Here is a 19736-nt window from a genome sequence, read left to right on the forward strand (position 1 = left end):
GCACCACGTGGGGGGTACACGGTGGAATTCCGGCTGCTGGGCGCAGTCGCGGCGGACGGCGCGGACGGCGCGCTCCAGCTCGGGCCGGAGAAGCGGCGCAGCCTGCTCGCCGTGCTGCTGCTGCGCCGCAACCGCGCGGTGCCCGTCGCCCAGCTCACCGAGGCGCTCTGGGTGGACGGACCGCCCGCCAACGCCCGCACCGTCGTGCAGGGCCACGTCTCCCGGCTGCGCGCCCTGCTCGCCGGGGCCGGGGCCGACCGGCACGGCGTCCGGCTCGCCACCGCGGGCGACGCCTACGCCCTCCACCTGCCCGAAGGACTGCTCGACGTCGAACGGTTCGACGCCCTGGTGGCCGCCGCCCGCAGCGAACGGCGCTCCACCGAGGCGGTCGCCACCCTCGAACGCGCCCTCGGCCTGTGGCGCGGACCCGCCCTCACCGGCACCGTCACCAGCGCCCCGCTGGAGGCGTGGCGGCAGACCCTGGAGGAGAACCGGCTCGCCGCCGTCGAAGCCCTCGCCGACCACCTCCAGCGGCTCGGCGAACCCGCCCGCGCCGCCGAGCTGCTGCGCGCCGAGACGGTCGCCCACCCGCTGCGCGAGTCGCTGGTGGCCGCGCTGATGCTCGCCCTGTTCGGGGCCGGACGGCAGTCCGACGCCATCGACTGGTACCACCGCACCCGGGAGTCCCTCGCCGACCGCCTCGGTGTCGACCCGGGCCGGGCCCTGAACGCCGCGTACGCGCGCATCCTGCGCGGCGAGGGCGCCGAGGGCGCCGAGGGCGGCGAGGCCGCTGCCGACCCCATCCCTGCCTCCGCCCTCGCCTCCGCGCCCGCCCGCGCCCCCGCGCCCCTCCCCGTCGAATCGCTGCCCGCCGTCGACCTGCTGCCCCGCGCCCCGCGCGGCTTCTACGGCCGGGACGCCGAACTCGCCGCCCTGGGCGAGGCGTTGCGCCCCGGGCCGGACGGGGCGATCGCGTTGGTCACCGGGCCCGCGGGGGTCGGCAAGACCGCGCTCGCGCTGGACTGGGCGCACCGGCACGGCGGGCGCTTCCCCGACGGCGTGCTGTTCGCCGACCTCGGCGGGTTCAGTGACCGTCCCGACCGCGAACTCGCCGACGTGCTGGCCGAGTTCCTGGTCGCGCTGGGCGTCGACCCGGCGGACCTGCCGCCGACCCCGGCCGCCCGGGCCGCGCTCTACCGGCGGGCGACCACCGGCCGTCGGCTCCTCGTGGTGGTCGACAACGCCCGCGAGTCCGAGCAGGTCCGCCCGTTGCTGCCGGCCGGGGCCGGTTCGGCCGCGCTGGTCACCAGCAGGCACCGGCTGCTCGGCCTGGTCGCCGCCGAACTCGCCCGTCCCGTCCCGCTGGCGGTGCTGCGGCCGGAGGAGTCGGCGGCGCTGCTGTCCCGGGTCCTAGGCCCGGACCGGGTCGCCGCCGAGCCCGGGGCCGTCCGCGAACTCGCCGACCTGTGCGACGGGTTGCCGCTGGCGCTGCGGATCGCCGCCGCCAAGGCCGCCGCCGACCCGCGCCGCGGCCTGGCCGCCGTCGCCGAGCAACTGCGGCACGAGCAGCGCCGGTTGGTCCAACTGGCGGCCGAGGAGATCAGCGTGGCCAGCGCCCTGCGGATCTCCCACGAGCACCTCCCGCCCACCGCGGCCCGGTTGCTGTGCGCCCTCGGCCTGCACCCCGGCCCGATGGTCGACCCGTACACCGCCGCGGCCCTCGCCGACCTCGAACACCGGGACGCCGCGCGGGCGTTGGAGCAGCTCGCGGCCACCCACCTGGTCACCGAGACCGGCGCCGAGCAGTACGTCCTGCACGACCTGGTCCGGCTGTACGCCCGCCAACTCGCCGCCGGGACGGGCCGGGTCGAGCAGCGCGCGGCCCGGGCCCGGCTCGCCGACCAGTACCTGTACGCGGGCCTGGCCGCCGCGCAGTGCGCCGAACCCGGCAGCAAGCCCTGCTGCGAGCCGCCCGCGACCAGCCCCCGCCCGCGCGCCGTCCCCGGCTTCGGGGCCGCCGAGGAGGCCCTGCAGTGGCTCGGCGCGCACCGCGAGACGCTCGCCGAGGTGATCGCCACCACCGACCCCGAGCGCGCCTGGCGGCTGGTGCTCACCCAGTGGCCGCTGATCCTGCGCCGGGTCCGCGACGGCTGGGTGCCGCAGCTCCGGCTCGCCCTGGAGGCGGCGGTGGAGAGCGGCCACCTGGACGGCGAGAGCCAGGTGCGGGCGCTGCTCGGCTGGGTCCTGGTCGCCAACCGCCGCCTGCACGAGGCCGCGGCCTGCCTCGGCCCCGCGGCCGAGCTCGCCGCCCGGGCGGGCAACCAGGTCGGCCGGGCCGTCGCCCTGATCAACCTGGCGGCCGTCCACACCGAGCTGGCCGAGCACGCCGCCGCCGGGGCGGGCCTCGACCGGGCGCTGGAGATCGCGGTGGCCGCCGACCACCCGCACACCGTCGCGCTCGCCCGCCAGCACCTGGCCCGCCACCACCTGGACACCGGACGCCCCCGGCAGGCCCTCGACCACGCCCTGCACGGCCTCGCGCTGAGCACCGGCGCGGGCCCCGTCCCGCGCCGCGTCCTGCTGCACACCGTCGCGGGGGAGGCCCTCTCCGGGCTCGGCCGCCACCCCGAGGCCCGGGACCGGTTCGACGCCGCCCTCGCCGAGGCCGAGCGGATCGGCCACGACGAGGCCACCGCGGACGTCCTGCGCGCCCTGGCCCGCGCCGAGGACGCCGCCGGACGGCCCCGCTCCGCCGCCGCCCACCGCCGCCGCGCCGACCTGCTGTCGCCGCCCTGAGGCTCCCGCCCGGTGCGCCGCGCTCCGGGCGGGCCGAGTTGACGGTGCCGGGTAGGGCCGCATTGACATGCTGTCAGCGGCTGGATCTAATGCTGTCTCCGTTGAACGCGCAGCTCACCGGGGGGCCGTTGTGGGACGTTCCAGGATCGACGCCATGTTCGAACGCGACCGGGCCGCCGCCGGGGCGGGCATCGTGCTCGACGAGGTGTCCGGAGGCCGCGCGGTGGCGCGGATGAAGGTCACCGAGGAGATGGCCAACGCGCACGGCATCGGCCACGGCGGGTACGTGTTCCTGCTCGCCGACGTCGCGTTCTCGTACGCCTGCAACAGCTACGGTCCGGTCGCGCTGGCCCAGGGCGCGCAGATCGCCTTCCTGGCCCCGGCGCAGCTCGGCGACGAGCTGGTGGCGGAGGCCGTGGAGCGGACCCTGGCGGGGCGGCAGGGCGTCTACGACGTGACGGTGCGGACGGCCGCGGGCGCGGTGGTCGCCGAGTTCCGGGGGCAGAGCGTGCTGGTCGCCGGGGTGCCGCACAGCAGCTGAGCCCGCTCGCGCCGGGCGCCGGGCGGCGGGGCCGGGGTGCGGCGGGCCCGCCGGTGCCCCTCACCGGACGGGCCGCCCCGCTGTGCGGTCGGCGTAACCGCCGACCGTCCGCCACGGAGACAGCCGCGAAATGCGCTCTTCCTACAGTCGCCACAGGCAGGACAGGTCGATCGGAAGGGTTCCCGTGGCCGGACAGGTGGCACAGGACGCAGCGAAGCCGCAGCGACCGGGGACCGAACAGGTCAGGTCGGTCTGCTCCTACTGCGGGGTGGGCTGCGGCCTGCTCCTGGAGATCGGCACCGGCCCGGACGGCCGCCGCACCGTGCGGCGGGCCTCCGGCGACCCGGAGCACCCGGCCAACCGCGGCCGGCTCTGCACCAAGGGCGCCACCACCGCCGACATGCTGGCCGCACCCGGCCGGCTGTCCACCGCGCTGGTGCGCACCGTCCGCGGCGAGGACCCGGTGCCGACGCCGGTCGCCGAGGCGATCGCCGCCACCGGGCGGCGGCTGCGGGCGATCGTGGACGAGCACGGCCCGGACGCGCTCGCGCTGTACGTGTCGGGGCAGCTGAGCCTGGAGGCCCAGTACCTGGCCAACAAGCTCGCCAAGGGGTACGTCCGGACCAACCAGATCGAGTCCAACTCCCGCCTGTGCATGGCCAGCGCCGGGACGGGCTACAAGCTGTCGCTGGGCGCGGACGGCCCGCCCGGCTCCTACCGGGACCTCGACCTGGCGGACGTGTTCCTGGTGATCGGCTCCAACGCCGCCGACTGTCACCCGATCCTGTTCCTGCGGATGATGGACCGGGTCAAGGCGGGCGCCAAGCTGATCGTGGTCGACCCGCGGCGCACCGCCACCGCCGCCAAGGCCGACCTGTTCCTGCAACTGCGCCCCGGCACCGACCTGGCCCTGCTGAACGGCCTGCTGCACCTGCTGCACGCGAACGGCCACCTCGACGAGGCGTTCATCGAGCGGCACACCGAGGGCTGGGCGGCGATGCCGGACCTCCTCGCCGACTACCCGCCGCACAAGGTCGCCGAGATCACCGGCCTGGCCGAGGCCGACATCCGCCGGGCCGCCGAACTCATCGGCGAGGCGGGGGAGTTCACCAGCCTGTGGACGATGGGGCTGAACCAGTCCACCCACGGCACCTGGAACACCAACGCCCTGGTCAACCTGCACCTGGCCACCGGCACCATCTGCCGCCCCGGCAGCGGCCCGTTCTCGCTGACCGGCCAGCCCAACGCGATGGGCGGCCGCGAGATGGGCTACATGGGGCCCGGCCTGCCCGGCCAGCGCTCCGTACTCGCCCCCGCCGACCGGGAGTTCACCGAGCGGCTGTGGAACCTGCCGCCCGGCACGCTGCGCGCCGACGGCGTCGGCAAGGGCACCGTCGAGATGTTCCGCAAGATGGCCGACGGCGAGATCAAGGCCTGTTGGATCATCTGCACCAACCCGGTCGCCTCGGTCGGCAACCGGCGCACCGTCATCGAGGGCCTGGAGCGGGCCGAACTCGTCGTCACCCAGGACGTGTTCGCCGACACCGAGACCAACGCCTACGCCGACGTCGTGCTGCCCGCCGCGATGTGGACCGAGACCGAGGGCGTGCTGATCAACAGCGAGCGCAACCTCACCCTGGCCCGCCCCGCCGCCGACGCCCCCGGCGAGGCCCTCCCCGACTGGCGGATCATCGCCGAGGTCGCCCGTGCCATGGGGTACGCGGAGGGCTTCGACCACACCGACGCCGAGCAGGTCTTCGAGGAGCTCAAGCGGGCGTACAACCCCGTCACCGGCTGGGACCTGCGCGGCGCCTCCTACCCGCGGCTGCGCGAGACCCCCGTGCAGTGGCCCGCCGCCGACCCGGACGGGCCGGACCGCAACCCGATCCGCTACCTGCTCCCCGACGGCACCCCGCACTTCCCCACCCCCAGCGGCCGGGCCGCCTTCCACCCCCGCCCGCACCTCGACCCGGCCGAACTCCCGGACGACGACTACCCGTTCGTGCTGAACACCGGCCGCCTCCCGCACCAGTGGCACACCCTCACCAAGACCGCCAAGGTCGCCAAACTGGCCAGGCTGGACCCGTCGCCGTTCGTCGAGATCCACCCCGAGGACGCCGCCGCGCTCGGCATCGGCGAGGGCGAGAGCGTCGAGGTCGCCTCCCGGCGCGGCCGGGCCGTGCTGCCCGCCAAGGTCACCGACCGCGTGCAGCGCGGGAGTTGCTTCGCACCGTTCCACTGGAACGACCTGTTCGGCGAGTACCTGTCGGTCAACGCCGTCACCTCCGACGCCGTCGACCCGCTCTCCTTCCAGCCCGAACTCAAGTACTGCGCCGTCTCGTTGGCGAAGGTGCCGACGCCCTCGCCGGTCCCGTCGCCCTCGCCGGTCCCCGCCGTGGCCGCCGCCCCCACCACCGCCTCGGTGTTCGGGCTGGACACCGCGCCCCCGCCGGTCCTCTCCGAGGCCGAACGCCGGTACCTGGCCGGGTTCCTGGCCGCCATTCCGACCGGCCTGCCCGGCGTCCCGGTGCTCCCCGCCGACGCCCCGTTCGACCCCGCGCACGCCCAGTGGGTCAACGGCGCCCTGGCGGGCCTGTACTCGCGCGCCACCGAACCCGCCCCGGCCACCGTCGGCACCACCCGCCAGATCCTGGTCCTGTGGGCCTCGCAGACCGGCACCGCCGAGGAGTTCGCCGCCGCCGCCGTCGCCCGGCTCACCGCGGGCGGCCACCCCGCCGCCCTGCGCGCGATGGCCGACACCGACCCGGCCGCCCTCCCCGGCGACGCCGACCTGCTGCTGATCACCTCCACCTACGGCGACGGCGACGCCCCCGACAACGGCGCCGACTTCTGGGACGCCCTCACCGCCGCCGACCCGGCCCGCCTCGACGGCCGCCGCTACGCCGTCCTCGCCTTCGGCGACTCCCACTACCAGGACTTCTGCGGCCACGGCCGCCGCCTCGACACCCGCCTCGCCGAACTGGGCGCCCACCGCCTCGCCCCGCGCGCCGACTGCGAACCCGACTACGAGAGCACCGCCGACAGCTGGCTCGACAGCGTCCTGGCCGCCCTCGGCCAAGGCGCCGCCCCCGCCACCCCGGCCGTCGCCCCGGCCCCCGCCGCCGCGCGCCGCACCACCACCCCCGCCCGGCTGGTCGGCAACCGGCTGCTCTCCGGCGCCGGTTCGGGCAAGGAGGTCCGCCGCTTCACCTTCGACACCGGCGAACTCGGCCTCCCGCTCGACTACGCCGTCGGCGACGCGCTCGCCGTCCACCCCGTCAACTCGCCCGCGCTGGTGGACGAATGGCTCTCCGTCACCGGCCTGTCCGGCGACAGCGCCGTCACCCTCCCCGGCCACGGCGACCTGCCGCTGCGCGAGGCGCTCACCCGGCACCTCGACATCACCAGGGTCAGCCCCAAACTGCTCCGCTTCACCGCCGAACGCACCCGCGACGACCGCGAGTTGCGCGCCCTGCTGCGCGCCGACAACACCGACGCGCTGGCCCGCTGGACGTGGGGCCGCCAAGCCGTCGACGTGGCCGCCGAGTTCGCCGTCCGGGCCACCGCCCAGGAGTGGGTCGAGGTGTTCGGCAAGCTCCAGCCCCGCCAGTACTCGATCTGCTCCAGCCCGCTTACCGACCCGCGGCTGATCTCGCTCACCGTCTCCGTGGTCCGCTGGGACAACCTCAAGGGCCACCCGCGCGGCGGCGTCTGCTCCACCCACCTCGCCGACGCCGAACCCGGCGCCACCGTCCCCGTCCACCTCCAGCGCTCCCCGCACTTCCGCCCGCCCGCCGACCCCGCCACCCCCATGATCATGGTCGGCCCCGGCACCGGCGTCGCCCCCTTCCTCGGCTTCCTGGAGGACCGCCGCGCCCGCGGCCACCGCGCCCCCAACTGGCTCTTCTTCGGCGAACAGCACCAGGCCACCGACTTCTACTACCGCGAGGAACTCACCGCCCACCTCGCCGAAGGCACCCTCACCCGCCTCGACACCGCCTTCTCCCGCGACCAGCGCGCCAAGGTCTACGTCCAGGACCGGATGCGCGAACACGGCCACCACCTCTGGTCCTGGCTCCAGGACGGCGCCCACTTCTACGTCTGCGGCGACGCCTCCCGGATGGCCAAGGACGTCGACCGCGCCCTGCGCGACATCGCCACCACCCACGGCAACCTCACCCCCGCCGACGCCGCCGCCTACGTCAAGTCCCTGGCCGCCGAGAAGCGCTACGTCCGCGACGTGTACTGACCGGGGTCGGCCGCAGTCGTTTGAACGTGTTCAGCCCCAGCTATTTGAACGCGTTCAGGTGTGCGGTAGCGTACGGGACGGGCGCCACCGGACCGTGGCGTTCCTCCTGGCACGCCCGCACGCCGTCGGTGCGGCGGGCGCAGCACCATGTACGAGAGCGGGGGCGGAGCCATGCCCGGAAGCGGATTCGACGAGTGGGTGGCGGAGTTCGAGGCGGAGAAGGGGCGCCGGGAGTGGATCGCGGACCCGGAGTGGGCGCGCGGGGTCGAGCTGCCCGCGGTGGTGGCGCGGAGCCTGCAGAAGTTCCAGGTCGGGGAGGACGGGGACGGGGCCAACCTGCGGGCCAAGGCCGACCGGGCGGGGGACGCGGCGTACTCGGCGGCGGTGCGGCTGTTCGTCGACGAGGAGCGCAACCACGCGCGGCTGCTGGCCGAACTGCTGGGTGCGGCCGGCGTCCCGCTGCTGGACGGGCACTGGAGCGACGGGGTGTTCGTCCGGGTGCGCCGACTGCTGGGCCTGCGCACCGAGTTGATGGTGCTGATGGTCGCCGAGCTGGTCGCCGTCGAGTACTACCGCAGCCTGCGGGACGGCCTCGCGGACCCGCTGGCCCGCGAGGTCACCGACCGGATCCTGCGCGACGAGCAGCGCCACATCCCGTTCCACGTCCAGCGCCTGCGCCAGTCCTTCGGCGAACTCACGCCCGCCGCGCGCCCGTTCGCCCACCTGGCCTGGCTGCTGCTGGCCCTCGCGGGCGCCCTGTTCGTCGCCGTCGACCACGGCCCCGCCCTGCACGCCGTCCGCACCTCCCGGGGCCGCTTCCTGCTGGCCGTCACCCGCCACGCCTGGACGGTCGGCACGCAGATGGCGGCCCGCGCCGGGCGGACGGCGGCGGAGGCGTTCGCCGAGTAGGGCCTACTCCCCGGTGGCGCCGTCGAGGCGCTCGCGCAGCAGGTCGGCGTGGCCGTTGTGGCGGGCGTACTCCTCGATCAGGTGGGTGACGACGTAGCGCAGGGTGAAGACCTCCTCGCGCCAGTGGATCGGGGTGTCGAAGGAGGCGGCGTCGTTGACGGTGGCGCGGGAGCGGGCGCACTCCTCGTGCCAGGTGCGGAAGGCCTCGTCGGGGTCGGCGGCGTCCACCTCGAACGCGGCGTCGCCCGGCCAGTGCGCGGGGGCGTCGTCGCCGTTGACGACGTTGCGGAACCAGCTGCGCTCGACCTCGGCCAGGTGCCGGACCAGGCCGAGCAGGGAGAGTGCGGACGGCGGCACGGCCCGCAGCCGGAGCTGTTCGACGGTCAGCCCGGCGCACTTCATCGCCAGCGTCTCGCGCTGGTACTGGAGGAACTCGGTCAGGGAGGCCCGGTCGTCGGCCACCCGGGAGGGCTCGGTGCGCTGAAGGTCGCTCATCGGACCATCATGCCAACCCGGGTGGCCGGACGGCTCGGTGCGGGGGTCAGTGCGCCGGACGCTCGTCGACGACCTGCCGGAGCTTGCCGGTGCGCGGGTTGGTGAGCAGCTCCGAGCGCGGCACCCACTCCACCTGCAGCGGGTGGATCGCCCCGATCGCGGCCTCCGAGACGTACGCGGGCCGGGCGTCCAGGACGGCGCGGAGCAGGGTCTCGGTGAGTTCGGCGGGCGGCGGGGCCGGGGTGGTGTGGCCGAGGCGGATGATCAGGCCGTCGCGGCCCTCCCAGCGGCGCTGGACGAGTTGCATGCCGGTGATGTGGTGCCCGGGGTCGTGGGCGAGCAGCACGTCGCGGACGTCCTCGGTGGGCATGTTGACGATCCCGACCCGGGCCCCCTCGGTGGAGCGGCCGAGCAGCCGGAAGGTGGTGCAGGTCCCGTCGGTCCACTCGGCCCGGTCGCCCGCCGGGTAGCGCAGGATCGGCACCAGGGTGCGGAACAGGTTGGTGACCACCACCCGGCCGGGGACGCCGGGTTCGGTGATCGGCTCGCCGGTGGCGTCGTCGACCAGCTCGACCACCGTCCGGTTCGGGAAGGCCCGGTGGACGCGCAGGTCGTCCCCGGCGGCCACCGGACCGGCGACCAGCCCGGCGTCCACCGAGGCGTAGCCGATCGAGGACAGCGCCGCGTTCGGGAAGGCCGAACGCAGCAGCGGCCGCAGGTCGTTGAAGAGGATGTCGCCGCCGAACAGGATCAACTCGACCCGCGGGGCGGGCCGGTCCTGCTTCAGCAGCGTCTCGGCGACGGCCGACAGCTTCATCGGCTCGCCCGCCAGCACGTCCACGCCGAAGGAGTGCACCAGGTCGGCCACGTACTCGTCGGGCGCGGTGGCCACCGGCAGCCGGACGTTGTCGATCGGCGCGTGGTGCAGCGCGCCCTCGATGAACAGGAAGCCGCTGTAGAACTCGCCCGCCCGGAACAGGTTGGCGACCTTCTGCCCCGGCCTCAGCCCGGCGTCCACCAACCCGGCGCCGAACGCGCTGACCGAGTCGAGGTGTTCGGAGCGCGTCCACGGCGAGAACTTGGGGGCGCCGGTGGTGCCACCGGACTTGTAGACGGCGGCGTCGGTCAGCGGACCGGTCAGCAGCCGGTTGTCGGGCCAGCGGTTGGCGGACCAGAACGCGACGTGGTCGATGACGGGCAGTTGGGTGAGCGAGGTGACCACGGCGGGCACCTCGCGGTACAGCTCGCCGTAGAACGGCGAGTTGCGCCGGGCGTGGTCGACCAGGGCTTGAAGCGGCAGAGCGGGCACGGCAGTTGCTCCTCGGTCAAAGGGTCTCTACGGGGGTGTGGCCGATCCAGTCGCGGGCGAGCCGCTGCACGGTGCTGCCGTCGCGGTCGGCGAGCTTGGCGTCCAGGTACGCCGCGGCCCACGGGCCGGTCGGGATCCGGAACGGCGGCCGCTCCTCGGCCAGCGCCCGCAGCACCGCCTCGGCGACCTCCGCCGCGGGCTGCCCGGCCCCCGCCCAGTGCGCGCCGATCCGCTCCCCGTACGCGGCGAAGGTCTCCGCGTACGGGCCCGAAGCGGCCTGCACGGTACGGCGGTTGACGTCCGGGAAGATCCCGAAACGGGTGTCCGGGACGTAGCCGGGCACCACCACCGACACCCGCACGCCGTGCGCGGCGGCGACCGGCGCGAGCGACTCCATGAAGCCCTCGACCGCGAACTTGGCCGCGCAGTACGCCTCGTTGAAGGGCTGCCCGACCACGCCGTGCACGCTGCCGATGGTCAGCAGCCGCCCGCCCGAGGCCCGCAGCAGCGGCATCGCGGCGCGCGAGACGGCGACGGTGCCGAAGAAGTTGACCTCCAGGTTGGCCCGCAGCGCCTTCGCGGTGGACATCTCCAGCGTCGGGTCGAAGTTGGAGATCCCGGCGTTGTTCACCAGCGCGTCCAGCCGCTCGATCCCGGCGAAGCACTCCGCGACCGACTCCTCGTCCGTGACGTCCAGCCGCCGCACCTCCGCCCCGGGCGCCGCCGCCCGCAACGCCCCGGCCCGCCCCGGATCGCGCACCGTCGCCACCACCTCCCACCCGGCCCGGCACGCCGCCGCGGCGGTGGCCAGCCCGATGCCGGAGGAACAGCCGGTGATCAGCACAACTTGACGCTCCGTCACTTGGCCACCTCCGCGGGTTCGGTGGCCCCGTCCGCGGCCTGCGCGCTCTCCGCGGCCCCGGTGACGCGGTCCACGGCCTTCGGCAGGTCGGCGTCCATGCGGGGCTGGATGCCGAGGGCGGGGAGGAAGGAGCAGGCGGCCAGCAGGGTGCCGCCGACCATGGTCCAGCGGGCGGCGTCCAGGATGCCGAGCGGGCCGGTCAGCAGGGAGACGGCCAGGCCGCCGACCAGGGCGGCGAGCGGGATGACCCCCCAGGTGGCGGTGCGGAAGGCGGCGTGCATGACGCCCTGGTGCTGCGCGGACATCCGGGACTGCCGGGCGGGGGCGGAGCAGACGTTGATGCAGGACATGAAGAAGCCGTAGCAGCCCATGGTGACGGCGATGACCGGCCCGGCGGGCAGCGCGGGCGCGGCCAGCACGCCCAGGCCGACCAGGCAGTGCAGCAGCAGCGCCCAGGCCAACGTCCGTCCGATGCCCAGGCGTTCGCCGATCCTCGGGGCGACCAGCGCGCCCAGCAGCGCGCCGACCGCGCCCGCGGACATCGCGGCGCCGTACACGCCGACGGTGACGCCCAGGCCCCGGTAGGCCAGCACCGGCAGGACGGTGACGAACACCGGGCCGCCGGAGTTGAGGGTGACGGCGGCCAGCACGACCCGGCGCAGCACCGGGTCCTGCCAGTTCAGCCGGAAGCCGAGGGTGAGGCGCTGCCACACCGTGCCCTGGACGACGGTGGGCTGCCCCCAGGGCCGCATCCAGCGGAAGCAGACCGCCGAGACCAGGTAGCTGGCGGCGTCGACCAGCAGCGAGGCCGCGCCGAGCGCCCCGTACAGGGCGGCGGCGATCGACGGGCCGGAGACCTCGGCGACCGAGCCGCTGCCCTCCAGCCGGGAGTAGGCCCGCACCAGGTGCGGCTGCTCGACGACGGCCGGGACGGCGACCAGGTAGCCGACGTTGAAGAAGATGGTGGCTCCGGAGACCGCCGCGACGCAGCAGAACAGCAGCGGCGTGGAGAGCAGGTCCAGCCAGTACGCGAGCGGGATCGCCGCGACCGCCGCCAGCCGGATCAGGTCGCAGGCGATCAGGGTGCGCCGCTTGTCCCAGCGGTCGACCAGGACGCCCGCCACCGGGCCCAGCAGCGGGATGCCCAGGTACTGGGCCATCGCGACGACGCCGACCTGGAACGCCGAGGCGTGCAGCACGAAGATCATCAGGGTCGGGACGACGAACACCGTCACCCGGTCGCCGACGTTGGAGACCGACTTGCCGAACCAGAACAGGTTGAAGGCCCGGCCCAGCTGCTCGGGCCTGCGCAGTTCCACGAGCCCTCGTTTCACGATTCCTCCCGGACCACGAAACCCGCGGTCTTCCCGGTCCGCTCGTTGCTGATCAGCGCGTCCACCACCCGCACCCGCACGTTCTCCGGGTCGTGGACGAAGGCGGTGCTCAGGGTGAAGGTCGCGGACAGCAGTTCGCGCCGCAGCGCCTGCGGGTCCGGCAGCGAGCCGAGCACCAGGACGTCCACCCCCTGCGCCCGGCCGCCCCGTTCGGTGACCAGCACCTGCGCCCGGGCGACGCCCGGTTCGCGCTCGACCCGGGCCAGCAGCTCGTCCACGTGCAGGCCCAGCCCGCGGACCTGCACCACGTTGTCGCGGCGCCCCAGCACCCGCATCGCCGGGCCCGGCCGCCCGCACGGGCAGGGGTCCAACTCGCCCGCGTCGCCGGTGCGGTAGCGCAGCACCGGGTTGAGCATGGCGGGATCCAGCGAGGTGAAGTCCAGCAGGCCGTCGTCGCCGACGTGCACCAGCTGGTGCGGGAAGGGGTGGAAGGTGTCGGCCGGGCAGTCGGGGGAGTTGGAGCCCACCACCCAGGTCTCGGTGGAGCCGAACATGCCGTGCCGCCGGGCCTTCGGCGCGACGGCCGCCAGGTCGTCCTCCAGCTGCGGCTGCCAGGCCTCGCCCAGCCACAGCACCTTGCGCAGCGACGGCAGTTCGATCCCGGCGGCACGGGCGTGCGCGAACCACAGCCGCAGCACGCTCGGGGTGCCGCCGATCGCGGTGACCTTCCGGTCGGCCAGGAAGCCCAGCCACTGCGGGTACTCCTCGGCGGTCACCGAGCCGAGCGCGATCACCCGGCAGCCGGACAGGTCGGCCAGGCCCGCCGCCAGGAAGTGCGCGCCCCACATCCGGCCCGCGCCCCAGGCGTTGACGAACACGTCGTCCCGCTCCAGCGGCTGCCAGTGCTCGAACACCTTCGCCATGTAGAACCCGGTCGGCGCGTACCCGACCTTCGGCGCGCCGGTCGAGCCGCCGCTCTGGAACAGCCAGGTCGCCCCGTGCTCGGCGGCGGGCTCCAGGTGCGCCAGCGCCGTGTTCAGGTCGTCCTTGGCCAGCGGCGGCAGCGCGGCCAGCTCCGCCAGCGTGTACGGCGCCGGACAGGACGCGTACCTGCCCTCGAACTCCGGTACGCCGCGCAGCAGTTCCAGCGTCCGGCGGGCCACCGCCAGGCCGTCCGCGGCCGCCGCCTCGGTGAGTGAGAAGGTCATCGTCCGGCACCCCCGCCCGCCACGAAGGCCGCGTGCGCGTCCCGGTAGGCGGTGAACCGGGCCCGGGTGACCGCGCGCTGCACCGGGCGGCCGGGGTCCTCCAGGTCGGGGGCGATCACCCCGTCCGGCTCCAACTCGGAGAACCAGAACCGCTCGCCGTCGTGCAGGAAGTCCACGCAGAAGAACGGGATCGGCAGCTTCTTCGCGAAGTAGGCCGTGGCGTCGACGAGTTCGGGCGGGATCTCGCAGAACTCCATCGACCCGCCGCGGCTGGCGTTCGCCACCGGCGACCCCGCCTCCGGGGTGCGCCGCAGCGCCGCGTACGGGCGCCCGTCGACCACGTACACCCGGTAGTCGACCGTGCCGTCCCCCAGGTACGGCTGCGCCACCAGCACGGTGTCGCCGCCCTGCGCCAGGCTGGCCAGGCCGCGCACGTCCTCCCGGGAGCGGGCCAGGCAGATCCCGCCGCCGCCGCACCAGCCGGACGGCTTCACGATCGCCGGGAAGGTCAACCCGTCCAGCGCCGCCTCGTACTGGTGCTTGGAGACGTCCCGGCCGGAGCCGATCCGCACCGACGGGATCGGCGGCACCGGCGAGTCCGCCAGGAACAGCACCGTGGCGAGCTTGTCGTTGCCCAGCAGCGACACCTGGGCCGGGAACGGCAGGTAGAACCCGGCCTGCTCCAGCACCGTGCACAGCGTCAACTGGTTGAACACGTCCATCGACTGGTACGGCAGCGAGTACAGCGCCGTGATGAACAGGGTGTCCGCGGGCGTGACCGGCTCGCCGTCCACGTACACCCGCGGGCGGCCCGGGTCGGTGCCGTCCACCGTCACCGCCTCCGGCGCGTGCATCGTCCAGGAGAGGCCCAGCTCGGCGGCGATCTCCGCGTACATGTCCCAGAAGTAGTGCTTCCACATCGCGCCCGACCGGCTCGACTCCCGGTCCGGGAAGATCCAGCACATCCGGCGCAACGGCGCCTGCGGCTCGCTCACTCGTCCTCCTCCAGCTCGCTCACGTCGAAGTCCCGCCCCGCAGCCGCCCGTTCGGCCCACCAGGCCCGCCCCTCCGGCGGCAGCGTGTCCACCGGGTCGACGTACGGGTACCGGCGGGCCAGCCCGTCCGGGCCGGACGACGGCTCGCCGCCGCGCAGTTCGAGCCCGGTGCGGTAGTTCTTGGTCCACCACGAGACGCCGCGCGCCCGGTCGTAGCCCACCGCCTGGTGCACCCAGCGCTTGCCGACGTGCGGCACGTCCGCGACCAGCCGGGGCGTGGCGTAGCCCGGCAGGTAGCCGAGGATCGCCTCCTGCAGGCGCTGCGCCGCCGCCAGCGGCAGCCGCCAGTGCTCGGCGTTCGGGACGACGTCGCACAGGTAGAAGTAGTACGGCAGCACGTTGGCCTCGCCCTGCAGCGCGAAGCACAGGTCGAGCAGCGCCCGCGGGCTGTCGTTCACGCCGCGCATCAGCACGCCCTGGTTGCGCACGTCCCGCACGCCCGCGTCCAGCAGGGCCCGGGCCGCCTCGGCGACCAGCGGGGTGACGGACGCCGCGTGGTTGGCGTGGGTGTGCACCGCCAGGTTGACCGAGCGCCGGGCCGCCAGCCGGGCCACCCGCTCCACCCCGGCCAGCACCTTCGGCTGCAGCCAGTGCTGCGGCAGGCCGACCACCGCCTTGCTGGCCAGCCGGACGTCCCGCACCGAACCCAGCTCCAGCAGCCGCAGCAGGAACGACTCCAGCCGCGGCCACGGCACGTTCGCCAGGTCGCCGCCGGAGACCACCACGTCCCGCACCGACGGGGTGCGCTTGAGGTAGTCGAGCATCTGCTCCTCGCGGTCCGCCGGGCGCAGCACCAGCCGGGTCTTGGCGACCTGCGGGGTGGAGCGGCCGACCAGGTCCATCCGGGTGCAGTGCCCGCAGTACTGCGGGCAGGTGGAGAGCAACTCGGCCAGCACCTTGGTCGGGTAGCGGTGGGTGAGCCCCTCCACCACCCACATCTGCGCCTCGTGCAGCGAGTCCCGGGCCGCCAGCGGGTGGCTCGGCCAGGACGGGTGCCGGTCCGCGCGCACCGGCAGCATGTAGCGCCGCACCGGATCGGCCAGGAAGGCCTCGGTGAACGCGTCCGGCTCCAACTCCGCGTCCGCCGCCATGGTGTTCAGCATCTGTGGCGGCACCAGCATCGACATGGTCGCGAACTCCCGCTGGTCGGACGCGAGTTCGTCGTAGAAGCGGTCGGTCAGCAGCGGCCCGTACACCTGCCGCAACTGCCGCTCGTCCTGCACGCAGTGCGCCCGCTGCCACTGCGCGTCCCGCCACTGCGCCGCCGTCACCCCCCGCCAGCCCGGCAGCCGCCGCCAGTCCGGTTCCACCAGCGGCCGCCGCACGTACTGGTAGGGCTGGGCCAGGTGCTCCATCAGGCGGCCGACGCGGTGAGCAGGCCGGCGTGCCGGGTGCGCAGCTCCCGCTTGAGCACCTTGCCGGTCGGGCCGAGCGGGAAGTCCCCGTCGGTGCGGGCCACCCGCAGCGCGGCCAGCTCCGCCAGCCCGGCCCGGCCGAGTTCGGCGTTGGCGGCCTTCAACAGCCCTTCCTCGTCCAGCACTCCGGCCCCCTCCTGGAGCCGGACCACGGCGATCGGCCGCTGCCCGCCGTCCGGGTGCGGGACGCCCACCACCGAGCAGTCCTGCACCAGTTCGGCGCAGTCGGCGAGCAGCACCTCCTCCAGCGGCAGGCTGTACACCGGCCCGTCCAGGGTGTCGATCACGTCCACCGTCCGGTCCAGGTGGAAGAACCGGCCCTCGGCGTCCCGGTAGGCCACGTCCCCGGTCAGCCAGTACCCGGACAGGTGGAAGCTCGCCGTCAGCCGCTCGTTGTTCCAGTACCCGGGCGTGATCGACGGCGCCCGCACCGCCAGCAACCCGGGTGTCCCCTCCGGCACTTCGGCGCCGTCCTCGTCCAGCACGGTGGCGTGCTCCACCACCTCGGACGGCCTGCCCACGCAGCGGTCGGCGCGCTCCGTCTCCGGCGAGGTGACCTGCCCGAACAGCGCCATGCCCATCTCGGAGGAGCCCAGCCCGTCCACGAACTGCGAACCCGGCAGCGCGGGTCGTTCGTCCTTCTCCTGCGGCAGCAGCCACGGCCTGATCAACCCGGCCGGGCGCTCGCCCAGTTGGACCAGCCGCCGGATGTGCCCGTAGTGCGCGCTGTCGCCGGTGTTGAACCAGGAGTGCACCTTGGCCGCGCCCCGCACCGGCAGCTCGCCGGTCGCCAACTCGACGAAGGTGCGCGGGAAGGAGGCCACCATGGTCGGCTGGAACGCCTCCATCACCGGCTCCACCACCGTGCGTCTCCACCCCGCCATCACCACCGTCGGCAGGCCCAGCAGCGTCGCGGTCAGGAAGTAGCTCAGGCCGCCCGCGTGGGTGTGCGGCATCAGCGACATCAGCCGGTCCGTGGGCTCGGCCGGGAAGCGGGTCATCCGCGGCTGCTTGCCCTCCCAGAACTGCCGGTGCGCCAGGATCGTCGACTTCGGGGTGCCCGTCGTCCCCGAGGAGTGGATCAGCGCCACCACATCCTCGGCCGCGTGCCGGTACGGGTACTGCTCCGGTAGTGCCGCCGCGGCCGGGTCGGACGCCTGCACCTCGGCGGTCAGCGCCAGGAACCGGGGTCTGCGCTGCGGGTCCTGCCGGTACGCCGCGGCCAGCCGGGTGGTGTCGTCCGCGACCACCCCGACCACGCCGACGTGGTTCAGGTAGCGCACCATCACGTCCGGCCGCATCGCGTCGTTGACCAGCGCCGGGACGGCCCCCAGCGCGGTCAGCGCGAAGAAGTGCAGCAGCGGCTCCAGCCCCTCCGCCACCACCACGCCCACCGGCTCGCCCGGCCGCACCCCCATCGCGTGGTACCAGGCCGCGTACCGGTCGCGCAGCGCCGCCAGGTCCAGCAGGCTGTGCCCGACCAGCACCACCTGCCCGCGGTGGTCCAGCCGGTGCGAGAACGCGTACGGCACCGCGCAGTTCGGGTTCGCCTCGATCGCCCGGTCGAGGAAGTTGCCCGCCCCCAGGGTCGGATCGGTCATGAACCGCTCCCGGACGGGCAGCGGGGCGAGGGGCGTCTGGTCGCTCATGGCGGTCTCCAAGCAGGACTCGTCGCCGGGCCCGCCCCGCGAGGGCGCGCACCGGTCAGGGGAAAGGTCCGAACGGGATCGAGCAGAAGGGGAGGTGACGGTGCGTCAGTTATCGAGCAGTTCGGCGGCCGCCCGGCGGCCGGAGCGGACCGCACCCTCCAGCAGGCCGAAGAACGCGGTACTGGTCTCGGTGCCCGCGAACCGCACCCGGCCGTGCGGGGCGGTCAGCGTCGGCCCGAGCGCCGACCAGTCGCCGGGGCCGAACAGGGCCGCGTAACAGCCCCTGCTCCACGGCTCGTTGACCCAGTCGGTGACGTGGAAGCCGACCGGCTCGGGCAGCACCGGGAACAGCCGCCGGGCCTGTGCGACCGCCGCCGCCCGCTGCTCGGCGGGCGACAGAGCAGCGAAGCGGTGTGCCTCCGCGCCGGTCACGAAGCCGGTCAGCACGCCCGGCGAACCCTCCGGCGGGGTGTCGTCCACCGTGGACAGCAGCGGACCGGCCGCGTTCACCGACCAGCCGGACAGGCCGTGCGCCCGCCACACCGGCTCCGGGAACACCAGGTGCAGCTTCACCGCGCAGCCCCGCCCGGTCCGCGCACCCGCCCGCCGCACCGGCAGCCCCGGACGGTACTCGATCGCGTCCGCGAGCAGCGGCGGCACCGCCACCACCGCCGCCTCCGCCCGGTAACTCCCCTCCGGCGTACGGACGGTGACCTCGCCGTCGGACTGCTCCACCGACAGCACCGGCTCGGCGGTGCGCAGCACCCCGCCCGCGGCCAGCAGCCTCCGGGCCAGCCGCTCGCACAGCCGGTGCGCGCCGCCCGCGACCCGGTCCTGCTGGGCGCCGCCCGCGAAGGCGTTCAGGTAGCGCAGGCCGCCGCCCGAGCGCAGGTAGAAGGCCATGTGCAGGACCGACACCTTCGCCGGGTCGGCCGCCATCATCTCGCCCAGGAACAGCGGGAAGAACAACCGGGCGTCCGGGTGCGGGAGCTGCCGCTCCGCCCAGTCGGCGGCGGTCAGCGCGTCCAGCCGCTCGGCGTCCGGCGTCAGCCAGGGCGCGTCCGGGCGGACGGCCGCCGCCAGCTCCTCCAGCTGCTCGAACAGGTCGCCCAGGGCGACCGCGTTCAGCGGCGGGAAGCGCCCCTCGACGGTCGCGGCGGCTCCGCCGTCGGCGCCCAGCGCGAACCGGGCGGCGCCCGTCATCTCCGTCGGCGCGGTCTTCAGGTCACAGGCGGCCAGCAGGGCGTGCAGCTCGGTGTGCCGGTCGCCCAGGTACGCGGCGCCCGCGTCGATCCACCGGCCGGGTGCGACCTCGATGCCCCGGGTCCGCCCGCCGACCCGCTCCCGGGCCTCCAGCACCGTCACCCGCACGTCCCGCTCCGCCAGCTCCACGGCCGCGGTCAGCCCGGCCGGACCGGCGCCGACCACCACCACCGAGCGCGGCGCACCGGTGGGGGCGGGGAGGGCGGGGGAGGGGGACGGGGAGAACGCCGCGGCGCTCACCGGGCGGCCGCGACGGCCGTGGCGGCCGTGGCGGCCGTGACGCGGGCGGCGAGGCCCGCCGGGGTCGGGTCGGCGAGGAACTCGTCGAAGGTCAGTTCGACGCCGTGGGTGCGCGCCACCGCGCTCAGCACCCGGGTGGCGACCAGGGAATCCCCGCCCAGCAGGAAGAAGTTGCCGTCCGCGGGTACCTCGGCCAGCTCCAGGACGCGGCGGAACACCGCCGTCAACGAGCCGAGCAGCTCCGCGTCCGAGGGGGCGTCCGGGGCGTCCGGGGCAGACGGGGCGGACGGGGCGGTGGGTGGAGCGGCGGGCGGGACGGCGGGCGTGTCGAGGCTCATCAGGGGTCTCCTTCGACCGGTGCGTGGTGCGCGTGGTCCGGTGGTGCCAGCGGGTGCGTGGTGCGCTGTGCGA

14 protein-coding genes are annotated in these 19736 nt (G+C 74.9%); 4 read left to right on the forward strand and 10 right to left on the reverse strand.

The genetic code is table 11. The annotated features are described in order from the left end of the window. Positions 1 to 21: 21 nt before the first annotated feature. From ACFY00_RS03175 to ACFY00_RS03190, 4 genes are all read left to right on the forward strand, one after another. Positions 22 to 2796 carry a BTAD domain-containing putative transcriptional regulator gene (locus tag ACFY00_RS03175; RefSeq protein ID WP_388026639.1) on the forward strand — a complete coding sequence of 925 codons (2775 nt, stop codon included), beginning with the start codon at positions 22 to 24 and terminating at the stop codon, positions 2794 to 2796. 154 nt (positions 2797 to 2950) lie between these two features. Further along, positions 2951 to 3337, forward strand: a complete 387-nt coding sequence (paaI, locus tag ACFY00_RS03180; protein WP_388026641.1) for a hydroxyphenylacetyl-CoA thioesterase PaaI — start codon at positions 2951 to 2953, stop codon at positions 3335 to 3337. A gap of 196 nt (positions 3338 to 3533) precedes the next feature. Then, positions 3534 to 7586 (forward strand): molybdopterin-dependent oxidoreductase, encoded by a 4053-nt coding sequence (locus tag ACFY00_RS03185; RefSeq protein ID WP_388026643.1) that lies wholly within the window; start codon positions 3534 to 3536, stop codon positions 7584 to 7586. A gap of 171 nt (positions 7587 to 7757) precedes the next feature. Continuing rightward, the gene (locus ACFY00_RS03190) at positions 7758 to 8495 is read left to right on the forward strand and encodes a ferritin-like domain-containing protein (RefSeq protein ID WP_388026645.1); all 738 of its coding nucleotides are present in this window, start codon (positions 7758 to 7760) and stop codon (positions 8493 to 8495) included. Positions 8496 to 8498: 3 nt separating this feature from the next. Here ACFY00_RS03190 and ACFY00_RS03195 read toward each other — a convergent pair whose 3' ends face one another. From ACFY00_RS03195 to ACFY00_RS03240, 10 genes are all read right to left on the reverse strand, one after another. After that, a complete protein-coding gene (locus ACFY00_RS03195) occupies positions 8499 to 8990 on the reverse strand; it encodes a DinB family protein (protein ID WP_388026646.1) in 492 nt (163 codons plus the stop codon). A gap of 46 nt (positions 8991 to 9036) precedes the next feature. Further along, positions 9037 to 10299, reverse strand: a complete 1263-nt coding sequence (locus tag ACFY00_RS03200; RefSeq protein WP_388026648.1) for a phenylacetate--CoA ligase family protein — start codon at positions 10297 to 10299, stop codon at positions 9037 to 9039. A gap of 16 nt (positions 10300 to 10315) precedes the next feature. Beyond that, positions 10316 to 11161, reverse strand: a complete 846-nt coding sequence (locus ACFY00_RS03205; RefSeq protein WP_388026649.1) for an SDR family NAD(P)-dependent oxidoreductase — start codon at positions 11159 to 11161, stop codon at positions 10316 to 10318. Further along, positions 11158 to 12495 carry an MFS transporter gene (locus ACFY00_RS03210; protein ID WP_388026651.1) on the reverse strand — a complete coding sequence of 446 codons (1338 nt, stop codon included), beginning with the start codon at positions 12493 to 12495 and terminating at the stop codon, positions 11158 to 11160. Before ACFY00_RS03210 ends, ACFY00_RS03205 begins: the two co-directional genes overlap by 4 nt. Beyond that, positions 12492 to 13703 carry a phenylacetate--CoA ligase family protein gene (locus ACFY00_RS03215; protein ID WP_388026652.1) on the reverse strand — a complete coding sequence of 404 codons (1212 nt, stop codon included), beginning with the start codon at positions 13701 to 13703 and terminating at the stop codon, positions 12492 to 12494. Before ACFY00_RS03215 ends, ACFY00_RS03210 begins: the two co-directional genes overlap by 4 nt. Further along, positions 13700 to 14698, reverse strand: a complete 999-nt coding sequence (locus ACFY00_RS03220; RefSeq protein ID WP_388026653.1) for a RimK family alpha-L-glutamate ligase — start codon at positions 14696 to 14698, stop codon at positions 13700 to 13702. The genes ACFY00_RS03215 and ACFY00_RS03220 overlap by 4 nt, the downstream gene beginning before the upstream one ends. Beyond that, positions 14695 to 16113 (reverse strand): KamA family radical SAM protein, encoded by a 1419-nt coding sequence (locus tag ACFY00_RS03225; protein WP_388026654.1) that lies wholly within the window; start codon positions 16111 to 16113, stop codon positions 14695 to 14697. Before ACFY00_RS03225 ends, ACFY00_RS03220 begins: the two co-directional genes overlap by 4 nt. After that, positions 16113 to 17822, reverse strand: coding sequence for a class I adenylate-forming enzyme family protein (locus tag ACFY00_RS03230; protein ID WP_388026655.1), 1710 nt, complete (start codon positions 17820 to 17822; stop codon positions 16113 to 16115). The genes ACFY00_RS03225 and ACFY00_RS03230 overlap by 1 nt, the downstream gene beginning before the upstream one ends. Positions 17823 to 17927: 105 nt before the next feature. Further along, the gene (locus ACFY00_RS03235) at positions 17928 to 19325 is read right to left on the reverse strand and encodes a flavin monoamine oxidase family protein (protein ID WP_388026657.1); all 1398 of its coding nucleotides are present in this window, start codon (positions 19323 to 19325) and stop codon (positions 17928 to 17930) included. Then, a complete protein-coding gene (locus tag ACFY00_RS03240; RefSeq protein WP_388026658.1) occupies positions 19322 to 19663 on the reverse strand; it encodes an acyl carrier protein in 342 nt (113 codons plus the stop codon). Before ACFY00_RS03240 ends, ACFY00_RS03235 begins: the two co-directional genes overlap by 4 nt. Between the last annotated feature and the right edge of the window lie 73 nt (positions 19664 to 19736).

Origin of the sequence: Kitasatospora sp. NPDC001540 (assembly GCF_042894345.1) — a bacterium.
Lineage (GTDB): Bacteria > Actinomycetota > Actinomycetes > Streptomycetales > Streptomycetaceae > Kitasatospora > Kitasatospora phosalacinea_C.